Source organism: Actinomadura harenae (genome assembly GCF_003696215.1).
GTDB lineage: Bacteria > Actinomycetota > Actinomycetes > Streptosporangiales > Streptosporangiaceae > Spirillospora > Spirillospora harenae.
In genome coordinates this window covers 96,445-110,795 of the sequence record NZ_RFFG01000001.1, presented here as the reverse complement: position 1 = coordinate 110,795, position 14,351 = coordinate 96,445, and the positions used below count along the sequence as shown (strand labels likewise).

General features: G+C 67.6%; 16 protein-coding genes and 1 tRNA gene. 11 read left to right on the top strand and 6 right to left on the bottom strand.

The window, feature by feature from the left end:
* The first annotated feature begins 147 nt into the window (after nt 1-147).
* The 3 genes from EBO15_RS00520 (at nt 148) to EBO15_RS00510 (ending at nt 2,364) form a co-directional block, all read left to right on the top strand.
* Entirely contained in the window at nt 148-741 is a 594-nt protein-coding gene (locus EBO15_RS00520) for a L,D-transpeptidase (RefSeq protein ID WP_158628088.1), read from the top strand.
* A 39-nt stretch (nt 742-780) separates the two neighbouring features.
* Entirely contained in the window at nt 781-1,461 is a 681-nt protein-coding gene (locus tag EBO15_RS00515) for an SUKH-4 family immunity protein (RefSeq protein ID WP_122192262.1), read from the top strand.
* Nucleotides 1,462-1,803: 342 nt separating this feature from the next.
* On the top strand, nt 1,804-2,364 hold the full coding sequence (locus tag EBO15_RS00510; protein WP_122192261.1) for a hypothetical protein: 561 nt from the start codon (nt 1,804-1,806) through the stop codon (nt 2,362-2,364).
* 309 nt (nt 2,365-2,673) lie between these two features.
* Here the strand turns inward: EBO15_RS00510 and EBO15_RS00505 are convergent, their stop codons facing one another.
* A complete protein-coding gene (locus EBO15_RS00505; RefSeq protein WP_122192260.1) occupies nt 2,674-3,150 on the bottom strand; it encodes a GNAT family N-acetyltransferase in 477 nt (158 codons plus the stop codon).
* A 119-nt stretch (nt 3,151-3,269) separates the two neighbouring features.
* On the opposite strand from EBO15_RS00505, the gene EBO15_RS00500 reads away from it, so the two are divergent.
* On the top strand, nt 3,270-4,010 hold the full coding sequence (locus tag EBO15_RS00500; protein ID WP_122192259.1) for an ArsR/SmtB family transcription factor: 741 nt from the start codon (nt 3,270-3,272) through the stop codon (nt 4,008-4,010).
* A 405-nt stretch (nt 4,011-4,415) separates the two neighbouring features.
* Nucleotides 4,416-5,756: a tyrosine-type recombinase/integrase gene (locus tag EBO15_RS00495; RefSeq protein ID WP_122192258.1), complete on the top strand. Its 1,341-nt coding sequence runs from the start codon at nt 4,416-4,418 to the stop codon at nt 5,754-5,756.
* Nucleotides 5,757-5,823: 67 nt separating this feature from the next.
* Here EBO15_RS00495 and EBO15_RS00490 read toward each other — a convergent pair whose 3' ends face one another.
* The 3 genes from EBO15_RS00490 to EBO15_RS00480 all read right to left on the bottom strand — a co-directional run bounded on the left by EBO15_RS00490 (nt 5,824) and on the right by EBO15_RS00480 (nt 8,220).
* A complete protein-coding gene (locus EBO15_RS00490) occupies nt 5,824-6,267 on the bottom strand; it encodes a hypothetical protein (RefSeq protein ID WP_122192257.1) in 444 nt (147 codons plus the stop codon).
* Between the two features lie 67 nt (nt 6,268-6,334).
* The gene (locus tag EBO15_RS00485; protein ID WP_147481329.1) at nt 6,335-6,958 is read right to left on the bottom strand and encodes a 2'-5' RNA ligase family protein; all 624 of its coding nucleotides are present in this window, start codon (nt 6,956-6,958) and stop codon (nt 6,335-6,337) included.
* Entirely contained in the window at nt 6,955-8,220 is a 1,266-nt protein-coding gene (locus EBO15_RS00480; RefSeq protein WP_122192255.1) for a hypothetical protein, read from the bottom strand. Before EBO15_RS00480 ends, EBO15_RS00485 begins: the two co-directional genes overlap by 4 nt.
* A 654-nt stretch (nt 8,221-8,874) precedes the next feature.
* On the opposite strand from EBO15_RS00480, the gene EBO15_RS43495 reads away from it, so the two are divergent.
* The 5 genes from EBO15_RS43495 (at nt 8,875) to EBO15_RS00455 (ending at nt 12,341) form a co-directional block, all read left to right on the top strand.
* Nucleotides 8,875-9,282 (top strand): hypothetical protein, encoded by a 408-nt coding sequence (locus EBO15_RS43495; protein ID WP_147481328.1) that lies wholly within the window; start codon nt 8,875-8,877, stop codon nt 9,280-9,282.
* 148 nt (nt 9,283-9,430) lie between these two features.
* Nucleotides 9,431-9,916: a MobC family plasmid mobilization relaxosome protein gene (locus EBO15_RS00470; protein ID WP_122192253.1), complete on the top strand. Its 486-nt coding sequence runs from the start codon at nt 9,431-9,433 to the stop codon at nt 9,914-9,916.
* The gene (locus tag EBO15_RS00465) at nt 9,913-11,436 is read left to right on the top strand and encodes a relaxase/mobilization nuclease domain-containing protein (protein WP_122192252.1); all 1,524 of its coding nucleotides are present in this window, start codon (nt 9,913-9,915) and stop codon (nt 11,434-11,436) included. Before EBO15_RS00470 ends, EBO15_RS00465 begins: the two co-directional genes overlap by 4 nt.
* A 180-nt stretch (nt 11,437-11,616) precedes the next feature.
* Nucleotides 11,617-12,156, top strand: coding sequence for a hypothetical protein (locus tag EBO15_RS00460; RefSeq protein WP_122192251.1), 540 nt, complete (start codon nt 11,617-11,619; stop codon nt 12,154-12,156).
* Nucleotides 12,153-12,341, top strand: coding sequence for a MerR family transcriptional regulator (locus tag EBO15_RS00455; protein WP_122192362.1), 189 nt, complete (start codon nt 12,153-12,155; stop codon nt 12,339-12,341). Before EBO15_RS00460 ends, EBO15_RS00455 begins: the two co-directional genes overlap by 4 nt.
* Before the next feature lie 243 nt (nt 12,342-12,584).
* Here EBO15_RS00455 and EBO15_RS00450 read toward each other — a convergent pair.
* Nucleotides 12,585-12,658 (bottom strand) — tRNA-Pro (locus tag EBO15_RS00450).
* Nucleotides 12,659-12,740: 82 nt separating this feature from the next.
* The gene (locus EBO15_RS00445) at nt 12,741-13,670 is read right to left on the bottom strand and encodes a metallophosphoesterase (protein WP_233615835.1); all 930 of its coding nucleotides are present in this window, start codon (nt 13,668-13,670) and stop codon (nt 12,741-12,743) included.
* Nucleotides 13,671-13,769: 99 nt separating this feature from the next.
* Between EBO15_RS00445 and EBO15_RS00440 the strand changes: the two genes are divergently transcribed.
* The gene (locus tag EBO15_RS00440; RefSeq protein WP_122192360.1) at nt 13,770-14,228 is read left to right on the top strand and encodes a GatB/YqeY domain-containing protein; all 459 of its coding nucleotides are present in this window, start codon (nt 13,770-13,772) and stop codon (nt 14,226-14,228) included.
* Nucleotides 14,229-14,351 lie beyond the last annotated feature (123 nt).

Below are 14,351 nucleotides of genomic sequence, written 5' to 3'. Positions count from 1 at the left end.
CCACCCGCACCGGAGACCACGGCACAGCCACCGGGATTCGTGGTCCAGCCACCCACACCAAGAACCACACCGGAGACGCCGGCGGCAAAGCCCGAACGCCCGAAGACGCCCAGGCACAGGCGATCACGAGTGGACGCGGGAACGACGATGGTGGCCACTCTCCGCGTCGACGCCCCCAGGTACAGCCGCCCAGGGAAGCGAGCGAGGGGCAGGGTCCCGTCCTACTGGCTGGGCCGCTCGTCCGCCCTCCCGGTGATCGCGTCCCGTCCGGGCTGGGTCCGGGTCCGCCTGCCCCGCCGGCCGAACGGCTCGACCGCATGGCTCCGGCGGCAGGACGTGACCCTGACCCGCACCCCCTACCGGATCGTCGTGGACCTCTACAGCAGGCACCTGCTGCTCTACAAACGAGGCCGCCTGGTCATGTACGCGCCCGCGGGCGTGGGAGCCCCGAACGACCCCACACCGACCGGCAGGTTCTTCGTCGCGTTCCGCCAGGCCCCGCCCCGCCCTCCCGGCGGCTACGGCCCGTTCATCCTGGTCACCTCGGCCCACTCCCGCCGCATCACGAACTGGCAGCGCTCCGGCGACGCCGTCATCGGCGTCCACGGCCCCCTGGGCCGCGACAGGGACATCGGCATCCGAGGCGCCCGCATCTCCCACGGCTGCATCCGCCTGCACATCAGGTCCCTCCTCCGCCTCCGCAACGTCCCCGCGGGCACCCCGGTGGACGTCATCAGATAGCCCTGGTGCGGTGGCCGGATCCCTGGTTGGCTTCTGCCCATGCTGAGCGACGACGAGGTCCGGGAACAGGCCATCGCGGCCTTCGGCGACTGGGCCCTCTGCCAGGTCGAGGAACAAGCGGTGCTCGCCGCCATCGCGCACGAGCCGACCCGCCGCTTCCTGGCCGAAGTGGGACTGCCGGTCCAGGCCTCCTTCTTCAGCCTCGACACGGACTTCCTCGTACGCCCCTCGTCCTTCCCCGAGCACGTCGCGGACGGGGACCACGCACCGGTCAAGGCCCTCGCCGAGTGGGGCCACCTGCTGATCATCGGCGACAGCGGCGCCGAGACGCTCTGGCTGGACCCGAACTCAGGGGCGGTCCTCGTCTTCATCACCGGCTGGGACGACCCGCCATGCCTCGTCAACAGCACGCTGTCCCACTACGTCGCCGCACTCGCCCACATCGAGCAACAGCGTTTCATCGACGGAATCCCACTAGAAGACCTCGAGGACTCCGAACCCGCCTACGACCGCCTTGAGGAAATCGTTGAGCACCTCAAGCAGTCCGATCCCTCCGCCTTCGACGACTGCGAACACGGCGCCCCCTGGGACGGCTGGCTCGACGACCCCCTCGCCTGGGGCGGCCTCGACTGGAAATGGGAAGAACACGCAATGGAGTACTTCCGAGCCCGAGGCATAGACCCCACCACCCGAACCCCCCACCACCCCACCGAAGACTAGACAAGCCGAAACACCATTGGCCGCATAGTCCCGTCATCGACGTGGGCGTTTTCCTGAAGAGCGCCAGCCACGAAAAGCGCCCGCGCCACAGCGTGCCCCTCCCCGGCAATGAGCCACGCAGCGGCCTCCAGACCCACGTCTGATCCGTGCCTGGCGCCGACAGCGGCGACCACACGCCCCGTGAACCACAACGCCAGGCACTGTGCGCCTGCGGTGATTCACAGAACCGATCCGTGCAGCTACTATGAGTAACTCAACGACCACTCACAGTCGCAGGCACTGCCGGCTTCGCCCACACCTCCGGCGCGAGCGGTGGCAACGTGATCCACGAAGGGGACGCTGATGGAAACGGGCAAGTCATCGAAGGCGGCTCCCACGAACTTCGGCGCCATCGAAGCGATCGTCCATCAAGGCAAGGCCGTCGTCTCCGTGGAGGATTCCGCGATAGTCGAATGGGCCATCAAGGCGATCGTGGAACGCAGAACCGCGACGCTCTACCTCAAGCCCATCGTGTTTCAGGCGATCAGAAAATGGTACTGGACGCCGGAGCGCGTCGAGAGCGTCGGAATGAAGCCCATCCTGGCGGAGCACACCGAGAAGGTTAAGTCCGACTTCGACATAGAGATCGACGGCAACGCCAACACCTTGGACTGTCCCCGCTGCGGGTACTGCTACAGCACGTACGAATTCATCCGGCAGGGCATCGAAGAACACGGCCGAGAAGTCGTGAGAGATACGTTCTCACTCAAGCGGGTGGCCATCCTTCAAATTCATCCTGTGCAGAACCTCGTCTGCCAGAACTGCCGCCTGCACATGCTGATGGCCATCGGGGACGGAAAATCTGGCGGCTACTACTACGACTACTGGTGCGGCCAGGGCAACGCCTACGCCTGCTGCCAGTGACATCGTGCGCCACCGCCCCCGGGCTTCGCCGTGATCAGGCGCGTCGCCCGGCCACAAGCAGCGGACCGACCGCCAGGTGCACGCGTACCCGCCGGCCCCTCCACCGAACCCTGAGTGTCCTGCGTCAAGCCCAGATCGGCGTTGCGATATCCCGGGCGTGCCCACGTGGGGAGTCCGCCTGCCGCCTGGCACGCCCAACCCTTGGCGCCGACGCTGGTACGAACTGTCCGACCGGAGTGGGTAACCATGAGCCTCTTCTCAAAGGTCACGCAGGTGGGCCGGTGACCACCCGGGTGCGGCGCGGCGGATTCAGCGGGCTGTCGGCGGGGCGAGGTCCTTTGTCATGAAGACCCTGCTGGTGCCCGGCGGGTCGCACGGGACCTCGCCCAGGCGCCGCCAGCCGTGCTTCGCGTAGAACCCGGGAGCCTGAAAGCTGATCGTGTACAGCACCGCCGTGCGGCAGCCGCGTGCGCGGGCTTCGTTCTCGGCCCGGCGCAGGATCTCGCTGCCCAGGCCACCACCGCGCAGCTCGCGTGGCAGGAAGAAGAGATCGAGGAAGAACAGTCCGAGCGAGGTGCGACCGGTCAGACCGCCGATCACCTCGCAGGTCTGGGAGTCGCGCACCAGGACGGCCAACGGGCGGCGGTCTTCGATGGCTGTCGTTTCGATGTTGAACCGGTCCAGGGCATCGGAGATGAGCGACACGTCGGTGGGCTTCGGGGTGTCGGTGACGGTGAAGCCGATGCCGGGCCAGGGATTCGGTGGCGTGTTGTCGGTGGCAGGCATGAAGTTCCCATGACGGTTGGCGGAAGGGGGCCGGGGACGCGGTGACCTCGGCTGGTAGGGGACTTTAGGGCGCGGACGCTTCGGCCTAACCCGAAGCGAGATCGACGACAATCGAAGACATGGACCATCAGCGCGAGGGCCGGGACGTCGGTGTGGACCTGGCCGTCGTGGCCAGGTTGCTGGCCGACGGCACCAGGGCGGACTTCTGCCTGGCCCTGCTGGACGGCCGGGCCTGGACGGCCACAGAACTGGCCCGCCATGCCGGTGTCGCAGCCTCGTCCGCGACCGAGCATCTGAACGTGCTCGTACGTGGCGGACTCCTCGTCGAGGAACGGCACGGACGCCACCGCTACCTGCGGATGGCCGATCCGCGCGTGATGGCCCTGATCGAGAGCCTCGCCGCGCTCGCGCCGCGCCACACCCCCAGACCGCGTTCGCTGTCGGGTTCAGTGCGACAGCGGGCCCTGGCCCGTGCGCGCCTCTGCTATGACCACCTGGCCGGGGAACTGGGCCTGGCTGTCACCGACTCGATGGCCGACCGCGGCCTGCTGGAGTGGGGAACCGATCCGTCGCTCACGGTCAAGGGGGCGACCTGGCTCAAAGACCTGGGCATCGCGCTGCCCGACGCCTCCCGCAGACCGCTGGTACGCGCCTGCCTGGATTGGACCGAACGGCGCCCGCACCTGGGCGGTGCCGTCGGTGCCGCCATCTGTGGACACGCTCTGGCCGCGGGGTGGCTGGCCCGGATCGGAACCACCCGTGCCCTCGTCCTCACAGATCTGGGCCGACATGAACTGCGCGACCACATCGGACTGTCTCCGACCACCGAACTGCCGCCCCGGGGCCAGAAGGCGGATTAGCGCCCTTGGGATGAACGGCCCCGGTGCTGGTGGGACCGTGACCTGAGACGGGCTGACCGGCAAGGCGCTGGCAGCGACCTGTGTCGTTCGGGTGGGGTCGGTGACCCGTGGTGGCGTTCAGTTCGGGGGTCAGATGGGGGTCAAACGATCAAAAGGCCGGTTCTCTCTGCGGAGAACCGGCCTCTGACCTGCTACAACCTGTCGGGGTGGCGGGATTTGAACCCACGACCTCTTCGTCCCGAACGCTTATCCACGTTCAGACGGACACTCGATGCTTCCGGAAGGGCACTGTAAAGTCCCAGGTAGATGGCCTAGAAAGGATGTTGGCCGCTCCTGGCGGCTGACAAGTGATCACCAATCGTCCACGGACGAATCGCGGACAAACGATCATCCGGAGGTCGCCGCTTGGGATACACGAAGAAGCGCGTCGGCGGTAACGGGAAGCCTCGCTACACGGCGTGCTACCTGGATCTGAAGGGCAGGCTCCGCTCGGCAGGCACCTACGCGGCCAAGAAGGAAGCCGAGAGGGCGTGGCAGACCGCTGAGGCGGAGCTGGCCAAGGGACGTACGGGAGACCCTGCCCGAGGGAGGCAGCGCTTCCGCGACTACGTCGAGACGACGTGGCTCCCCAACCACGAGATCGAGGCGAGCACCCGCGAGGCGTACACGTACTCCCTCTACAAGCACCTCATGCCGGAGTTCGGCGGCATGCGGATGATCGACATCCTCCCTGAGCACGTCCGCAACTGGGTGGCCAAGCTCAAGGACCTCGGGGTCACCCCCGTGACGATCCGCTACAACAAGATCCTCCTGAGCGCGATCTTCACCACCGCCCTGAACGACCAGATCACCTACATCCACCCCTGTCGAGGCGTGAAGACCCCGCCCGTCCCGAGGAAGCCGCTCCAGATCATCACCCCCGAGCAGTTCGACGACGTCTACCACGCGCTCCCTGATGGAGACTTCCGCCTCGTGGCCGAAACCGAGATCGAAAGCGGCCTCCGCTGGGGCGAGCTGACAGAACTACGCGTGAAAGACCTCCACACGCGGACTCGTATCCTCACGGTGAGCCGTGCAGTCGTACAAGTCGACCCGAAGTTCCACCCCGAAGGTGGACGCTTTCTGGTGAAGGACTACCCGAAAAACAGAAAGTATCGTCGCTTCAAGCTCAGCGCGCAGATCAGCGAGAAGCTGGAAAAGCACATCGACGTCAACGGCCTGGTTTCCGATGACCTCCTCTTCGCCCTCCGCGAGGACGCCATTCCGGCGATCCGCAGCAAGCGCCTCCCGGCATCCGCCGACCTCGGCATGACGGAGCCCAACGAGAATGGACGAAGCTACCGTCACGCGACCCTGAGTGCCTACACGGCAGGCAAGTGCCGCTGCGATCACTGCAAGGCGGCCTTCGCTCGCTATCGAGCCGAGCGACGGGCGAAGGGCAAAGACAACCCCCGTACGCCGCGTATCCCCCAGACGGACGGCCATATCCCGAGCGACTGGTTCCGCCGCCAGATATGGAACCCCGCTATCGAGGCAGCGGCCCTGGACTTCCGCCCTACGATGCGCGACCTACGCCATGCTCACGCGTCCTGGCTCCTCCACGGCGGCGCTGACCTCCAGGTGGTAAAGGAGCGCCTCGGCCATGCCTCCATCGCCACCACCGAGCGCTACCTCCACACCCTCCCCGACGCCGACGAGACCGCTCTCACTGCTCTCGAGAGAACCCGCAGTCGAGCGAGGTCCTGACGGGACGGCTCAACGAGCGTGTCCGCCAGGCGTTGCCCACCTGGTTGCGACCGTGAGGATAAAGTGTTCACGTGCCTTTTGCCGGACTGTGAGTTTGGCCCGAGTGCACCAGGGCCCTGCGATGGAAATGCGGCAGACGATCCAGGTGGGCGAGGCCCAGTCGTGCGGATATCGCGGTCCGATCTCGGTTGTATTGCTCGACGGTCTGCTCCATGAGGTCGAAGAGGTCGTCCTCAAGTGGGCTGCCAGGGCGGACGAAGGCGGCATCGTCGCCCGATGGGTGGGCCCCGGTGCACAGGCGGCCGAGGAACTTGTCGAAGCAGAAGGCCCATTTCCGGCCGACGGCGTCCCTGACGGTCATCATCCCGGTGCCGCCGTCCCGGTAGATGTCGGCCTCGGTGATGCAGAGCGGCGGCTCGGGCCGGACATGCCAGGTCGAGACCTCGGGAGAGCCAGGGACTCCGCCGAACTCCTCGCGTCGCCATTTGGGGTGAGGGCTGTGCGGTGTCACGTGTCCATCATGGGGCCTGCATGGTGAGCAGAGCGTTTGCGAGCAGGACGGATATGGGCTGCTCAGATCAGCCGGTGTCCCCGCAGGTTATGGTGGCCAGTGGTCGCCAGGCCCAGGACCGTTCGGGACCGATCTGGGTCACCAGGTCGAGCGTGTCGAGGGTGAGAGAACGACGGGGTAGCTGTCGGCCGAGGGCGGCGATCAGCGGACCGGCGGGTCGTGAGGCGGTGCTGTACGCCACGGTGATGTGCGGGATCCAAGGAGCCTCGGAGTCGATGCCGTCGCGACCGGTGATCGCACGGGACGCAGCCTGGGCCGCTGTGCGAAAGGGCCGCAGTGCCTCTGAAGGCTCAACGAGCAGAACGATCGCCTCGGGGTGGTAGGCCACGCTGCCGGTCCCGACATGGGCGGGCGCGATGGGGGCGAGGTGCTTGCGCGTTTCTTGGAGCAACTTCGTCGGGGCCGCGTTGGAGGGATGGCCCACGACCATCGTGGTGATATGGAGCCACTCCAGCGGGGTGAAGTGGAGATCGGCGGCGAACGGCGCGAGGCGTTCCTGCGCGAGCCGGGCCAGAGCGACGGCTTCGGGCTGATCGCGCAGGAGGATGTGCCAGTAGAGGACCTCCTCACCTGGTAGCTGGTCACCGCGGTTCTGCCAACGGTCGATCATTCGGGTCGGCAGTGGGCTCACGGGTGCTCCTGCGGGAGGGGAGGAAAGGCAGCGGCGTTGAAGTCGCGGATGGACTCGCGGAGATGGGCTGCCTCCGCGCTGCGACGAAACCGGCGTTCATGCAGCCGCCGGTCGAGTTGCGTCAGGTACCGGGTGACAGTCGAGATGCGGAACTCGGGCGCCAGAGTGAACACCGGAGCGACCTCACTGGCGGCCGCATCCAAGGATCCCTTCATGACGTGCGCGATGCCTGCGCCGATGCGTATCTGTGCCCAAGTCGTCCTCGCGGATGACGGCGGCTGCGGCGCCGAGGCCGCATCGGCCATCTCCACTGCTCGAAGGGCAGCATCGGGGTCTCCAGTGCGGTACGCGACTGAGATCGCATAGACGGCCTGGCGAGGTACCGGGCAGGACCAGGCGGAGGAGCCGGGATGCTCGGGAGCTGTCGCGGCGAGTGCTGTGGCCCTGTTGACGGCCTGGCGCGCCCGTTCTGCGTTGCCCATGAGCGCCGCGGCATTGGCCTCCTGGTAGGCGAGAAGGATGCGGGTCGAGGGCGGTGCGCTGCATACGAACCCGTGAGCGGCGAAGTCGGCCGACTCCGCGAACCGTCCGGTCCAGCGAGCGGTCTTGGCCAGAGCGCTGAGAGTGCGCGCGGGGCTGGCCTCGGCCTCTCGGGTGCAGAGGTCCGATGCTTTGCCGAAGGCGACGGCCGAGGTGTCCTGTTCCACGTCTCCCAGTAGGAGGCAGGCGTGCGCGAGCAGGCTGGCATCGATGCTCAGCAGTTCCCGGGTCTGCCGTAGACGCTGCCGACCGGAACGCAGAAGGCGTTGTGTCCGGCCGTGTAGGGCCATGACCTCGGTCAGTAGCTCGGCGGGAGGGTGCTGGGTGTGGTGATCGGCGAGGGACGCGGCCGCTTCCGCCAAGTGCACAAGTCCGTCCTCGCTGACGTTGGTGGTGGTGAGCCAGGCGGTGAGGTTCGCGGCGTCATGTTCGGTGGGCTGCGAGGGAGGTGGCTCGAGCTGGCAGGTCCCGAACAGGACGGCGTGGTCGAGGCCGAAGACGCGACAGTACAGCGACGCGTACAGGTCGCCGGGATGGTGCTCGCCGGCCTCATAGCCGCGGACGTAACGCTGGAGGGTCGCGATCGACGGCAACAGTGCCTGCGCCTCTCCGTCGGCCGCATTGCGGAGCATGACCGCCATCGTCTTCTGGCTCCACAGGCGCGCTCGGCGTTCGGCCCGCAGCCGGACCGCCCATGCCGGTGGTTGTTCGCTCGTCGCCATCGCGTGACCTCGGCCGTCGCTATGGATCTCGTGTCCTAACGTACCCCCTTCCTCACAGCACGTGACCGGTCGTTCCATGAAGTCGCAACTTCACTGGTCGGCGGTCATGTCTCACCGTCGCCGGACACCGAAAGAGGGGGAAGAGGATGTCGGCGAGCGAATACGGCGACAGGGGCCAGCGTCCGTGTGGCACAACGGACAACGCGGACGAATGGGCGCCGCCGTCGTTGTATGTGTGGGACGTACTGACCGGCGCTGGTGACCACCGCGCCGGGGGCGTCACGGACGAGCGAGAACGAGCCCTCATGGTGCTCGGCGAAGCCATGCGTCAGGCCCCGCTCGGATCGCGTGGAACGGTGCAGCGGGCTGAACTGTCCCTGTTGGGGGCGGCCGAATACTGCTACCTCAACGTGGTCGCCTACGCCTGGACCGAGGTCTCGTCCGGCACCTTGCACTGGGCGGGCTGAGCACCATGGAGACCATCGACGTGGTCCGCCTGGCCGAACTTCGGCGCGACTTCCCCACGTGGGGAATCCTCTACATCCCGTGGATCGGCCGCTGGGTCGCAGTACGCGGGCGAAGCCGAACACTCGCGGCTGCGAACCCTGGGGAGCTGCGCCGTCACCTCCTCAGCCAGAGCGGCGAGGTGGATAGATGAGCGCTTCGAAGTGGACGGCAGTGAGCGACCTCGATCGTCTCGCGCGGCAGCTGACAGCCACGGGGCTCTCGGTCGAGGCACATTACGGCGAGCCGCTCGCATGGCTGAAGGTCTACGACGAGGCGGCACCTCGCCACGGCGAGACGGTGCGTGTCGGCCCTGGGAGTGGTGCTGATCCCTGGTTCATCTCTTCGACAGGCAGGCCGCTGTCCCCGGTGTGGGACACCCCCTTCGCCGCCCAGCGGATCGCCGCCCAGATAGCCCGGCACCACCCGGCAGCTGCTCGGCTGGGGGCCGCCGCAGCTTCTCGTGACGTGGTTCGGGGGCAGGGGGTGCTCAAAGACATCCGTTGCCGACTCGCGGAGGCGGCCAGACGGATTGCATTCCCTCCTCGGACAAGGTGATATTCGCCGGAACCCAGAGGCGGCCTGCCGCCACGTATTGGATGAATCCAATACGTGGCGGCAGTCTTTGTAAGTCGCCGCAGAAGTTCCGGGTGCGACCGCTGCAAGATAGAGCTGTGTTGCCACTTAACGCTGGACGCTGAAATGAATGTCGACCACACTTGTTCTCCACGGGACCGGGCGCGGTCCCGAGGCGAGTCAGGAGGTGGCTGCCACGGAGGTCAGTGCTGGTGGGGGCAGGTCGTCGCGCCGCGTGCGGCGCTCGCCGATGCCGAAGGGGCGAGAACGAGAACGGGTGATGCGATTCCGCGTCAACGACGAGGAGTACGCCTTCATCTCCGAGCAGGCCAAGCAGCAAGGGATGGCGTACGGGGCCTTCATCGCGCATACGATCCGAGTTGCGGGACGTCACGGTAAAGCAGGTGATTCTGCGGCACTCGCTGACCTGATCGAGAGCATGCAGGCACTCGATCGGCAGATGAACCGGATCGGTGTCAATCTCAATCAGCTCGCCCGCATTGCTAATACCACCGGATACGTGCCGGACGAATTGGCCGGGACGCTGATATACCTCACGCGGACGATCCGGCAGGTGGACGACCTGATCGTCCAGGCCGGGCGGTCGCTGCGGTGATCGGGAAGGTGACCCGGGGGACGGACGTCAAGCGGCTGTTGCACTACCTCTACGGCCCCGGCAGGCACAACGAGCACACCAACCCCCACCTGATCGCCGGATTCCGGCTCCCTGCCGCGCTGGAACCCGGATCCCGCCGCGAACTGAACCGGCTCTCCGACGTCCTCACCGCACCGATGGACACACTGCGGCACGCCCCGTTGGACCAGCCGATCTGGCAGTGCTCGATTCGTGCCGCACCAGGTGACCGACTGCTGGAGGACGCCGAGTGGGCCGAGGTGGCAGAAGAGGTCGTCCACCAGACCGGCTTCGCGCCGCGTGGCGACGACCGAGCCTGCCGCTGGATCGCCGTCCGGCATGCCGACGACCACATCCACATCGCCGTGGTCCTGGCGCGCGAGGACGGCCGCAACCCGGCGGTCTACCGCGACTACCTGAAGGTCCGCGACGCCTGCCGGAAGGTGGAAGCTCGGTTTGGGCTGACTGCGACTGCACCCGCTGACAAGACCACCGCTCCGCGTCCGACCCGTGCCGAGACCGAACGTGCTCACCGACGAGGTGTTGCCGAGCCGCCGCGCGTTCTGCTGCGCCGGGAGGTGATGACGGCGGCCATCGCTGCCACTGATGAGCAGGTCTTCTTCGCCACGTTGCGCGAGCGCGGTCTTCTGCTCCGGCTGCGATTTAGTGCTCGCGCGCCCGGCGAGGTCACCGGATACGCGGTGGCTGTGCCCGGCGACTGCAACCAGTCCGGCGAACCGGTCTGGTTCTCCGGGGGCAAGCTGGCGCCGGAGCTGACGCTGCCCAAGTTACGGCCACGCTGGGGAGGCGGCATTCTCGGTCCACGCACCAACCGTTCTGCGGAGGGCGCCCAAGAAGCTCCCCGGACGCCCACGGCCAGCCCACGTGAGGCCATTCACAGCGCCTACGGCTTGGCTGTCCGCACGGCGGTACTCGCGGAACAGGAGATGCGCTGGAACGGCGACCCGCTGCACCGGGCCGACCTCGCGGCAGCCGCATCCGACATGCTGCACGTCACCGCGGCGATCACCGGCCATCGACAACTCACCCGTGCCGCCGGCGCCTGCAGTCGGGCTGTTCGCGAACCCCACGGGCATCCACCTCCCCGGACCCGCCTGGGGGCCGCGCTACGGATGGCCGGGAGGGCACTGCTGGTGACCTGCCTCGGCCGCCCTGACCAAGGCGGACGCACTGGATCCGAGCTGTCGATGCTCCTGTCCCTGCTCGCCGGCCTTCTCGACATCTTCGCCGGTCACCGCCAAGCCCAACGTCGCGATGCTCAGGCCGAAGCTGCTCGAAGGGCCGCCGCTCGGATACGCGCGGCCGCCGAGCCCGAACAGTCGGTGCTGGTCGGTCATGTGGTGGACGCCCGAGCCGTCGAAGTGGCTCGCCTGATGGCGGCGGAGCGACCGATCAACCAGACGCCGCCGCTGGCCGAGCCACGCGACCAATGGCGTCCACCTCGTCCGTCCCCAGCCCCACGCAGAGGACACTACCGATGAATGCAAGCAATCAAACTAGTCATCATTGTCTTTAGGTGACAGTCATGGGATCATAACGGAGCGTCATCATTCCTGCGGGTGCAGCCGCACCCGCGCCAGAGCAGAGAGGTGAGCCCAACATGACCACCAACTTCCACGTCCGGCCGTCGCTCCCGCGACGCACCCCACAGGAGGTCGTCCATGGCCAACGACCGTCACGAGCCCAGGTACACGCCCCATGATGCCGGGACCGAACGGCTCTCCCGCGACCTGGCCGAGAACGTTCGCCAGCTCAATCACGCCACTGCGGCCCCTCTGGGGCTGACTCAACCCGGCACCGTCTACACGGTTCTCGGAAACCTCACCAGCGCCGCCCACGGCCTGGACCAGACCCTCGACCAGCTCAACACCTTCCTCCTCGAAGCGGAGCAGGCCGGTTCCCTCAACCATGACAACGGCCTGCCCGTAACAGGTGCGCTCGCCGACTGCTCCAAGGCCCTCACCGCCGCCCGGAATCATGCCCGCGACCTCGGCGCCGCCCTTGGGCAAGCACAGGTAGCGATCAACGCCGTGCATGGCACCTGTGCGCTGGACGGTGGCCTTCATCCCGCGCGTCTGGCCGCCCAGGACTGCCCGTACAGCATCGAGGAACTCCTGGCCAGGGAGTGGTCCGCGCAGCACCAGCAGATCCCACCAACTCCGTCGACCCCGGGAAGGGGGCCTGATTCATGCAAGCCATGACCCGCGACGAGTTGCTGTCCTTGCCCACGACGACCAGCGTCGAGACCGCTGCTCGTGCACTCGGCATGGGACGCACCCGCGCATACGAACTCGCCAAGCTCGGCCAGTTCCCCTGCAAGGTCATCCGCATCGGCGTCAGCTATCGCGTCGTCACCGCTGACCTTCATCGGTTGCTGGCCATGTGATCGCGGCTCAACGTGAGGCGGGCTCCACCTCGGGGCCCGCCTCTCGCGTTCTTCCTGGGTGCTCACGGGTCGGCGGTGGTCTGAACAGGGGGCCACTGCTGACGGCAGGGGGGAGGCGCCTGTGCCTCTTGCGGCACGGACGATGTCGGGGGATGGCGTTCAGTTCCGCGGACGAATCGCGGACAAACGATCAAGAGGCCGGTTCTCCTGCTGGAGAACCGGCCTCTGACCTGCTACAACCTGTCGGGGTGGCGGGATTTGAACCCACGACCTCTTCGTCCCGAACGAAGCGCGCTGCCAAGCTGCGCTACACCCCGGTTGGTGGCTGCCCGGGAAGTCGTACGTTCCTCCCGGCGCCTGAACCAACTCTAGCGGATGTTGGGGAGTGGTGCGGACGGGTTATCGGGGTGAAGTGCGCCCCTTTGCCGGGTCGGGGCGGGGGACGAGGGTCAGGAGGCTGGCCTCCGGGGGGCAGCAGAAGCGCATCGGGGCGGTCGGGGAGGTGCCCAGGCCCGCGGAGACGTTGAGCCATGCGCCGGAGTACGGGTGCAGGCCCTTCACGCGGGGACGGTCGATGCCGCAGTTGGTCGCCAGGGCGCCGTAGAACGGGACGCAGACCTGGCCGCCGTGGGTGTGGCCGGCGAGCATGAGGTCGTAGCCGTCGGCGACGAACCGGTCCAGGTTGCGGGGCTCCGGGGAGTGCAGGACACCGAGGTGGACGTCCGCCTGGGGGTCCACCGGGCCCGCGATCTTGTCGTAGCGGTCCCGGTTGATGTGCGAGTCGTCGATGCCGCCGAACTCGACGTCCAGGTCGCCGACCTTGAGGCGGCCGATCCGGTTGTTGAGGTCGAGCCAGCCTGCGGCGCGGAGCGAGGACGCCAGCTCGCGGTACGGCAGGTCGGGCTCGCGGCGGCGCTTGGCGTAGTCGGACTTGCTGGTGCGCCAGATGTACCGGAGCGGGTTCTTGAACGTCGGCGAGTACAGGTCGTTCGAGCCGAAGACGAACACGCCGGGACGGTCCAGGAGGGGGCCCAGGGCGTCCAGGAAGGGGCCGACGGCGTCGCGGTGGCCGAGCGAGTCGCCCGTGTTGACGACGAGGTCGGGCTCCAGGGCGTCCAGGGCGCGGACCCAGTCGATCAGCCGGCGGCGCCCCGGGGTGAGGTGCGCGTCCGACACGTGCAGGATGCGGACGGACGGTCGGCCCGGCGGCAGGACGGGGACGTCGAGCCGGCGAAGCCGGAACCAGTTCCGCTCCACCAGCGAGGCGTAGCCGAACGTCGCGGCGCCCGTGCCCGCCAGAGCCAGGGGCACGCTGTAGAGCTTTCGCACGGTTCTCCCTCCGGGGTGGTCCCCTCCAATGCTTCCAGAGTCCCGGGCCACGCGGTAATCCTGGTGAGGCCACGGGGGCACAGCGGGCATCATGTGACCATGAGTGCCCTGAAGGAGAAGCTGGAGGCCGACCTCTCGGTCGCCATGAAGGCCCGCGACGAGGTGCGTACCCGCACCCTGCGGATGGCGCTGACGGCGGTCAAGAACGAGGAGGTCGCCGGGAAGCAGGCTCGCCGGCTGTCCGACGACGACGTGGTCAAGGTCCTGACCCGCGAGGCCAAGAAGCGGCGCGAGGCCGCGCAGGCGTTCGCGGACGCCGGACGGACCGAGCAGGCGCAGGCCGAGCGCGACGAGCACGAGGTGCTGGACGGCTACCTGCCCGCGCAGCTCAGCGACGTCGAGCTGACCGCCCTGGTCGCCGACGCGATCGCCGAGACCGGCGCCGAGGGCCCGCGTGCCATGGGCCAGGTCATGAAGGTCGTGAACCCGAAGGTCGCCGGACGCGCCGAGGGCGGACGCGTCGCCGCCGAGGTCAAGCGCCAGCTCACCTCTGCCTGACCGGCGCTGCCTGACCGGCGCTGCCTGACCGGCCCGGGCGGCCGATGATCGGAGAAACGGGGAGGCCCTGGCAGCGGATGCCGCCGGGGCCTCGTCGTGCGTGCGGGCGTGGATCAGACGGCC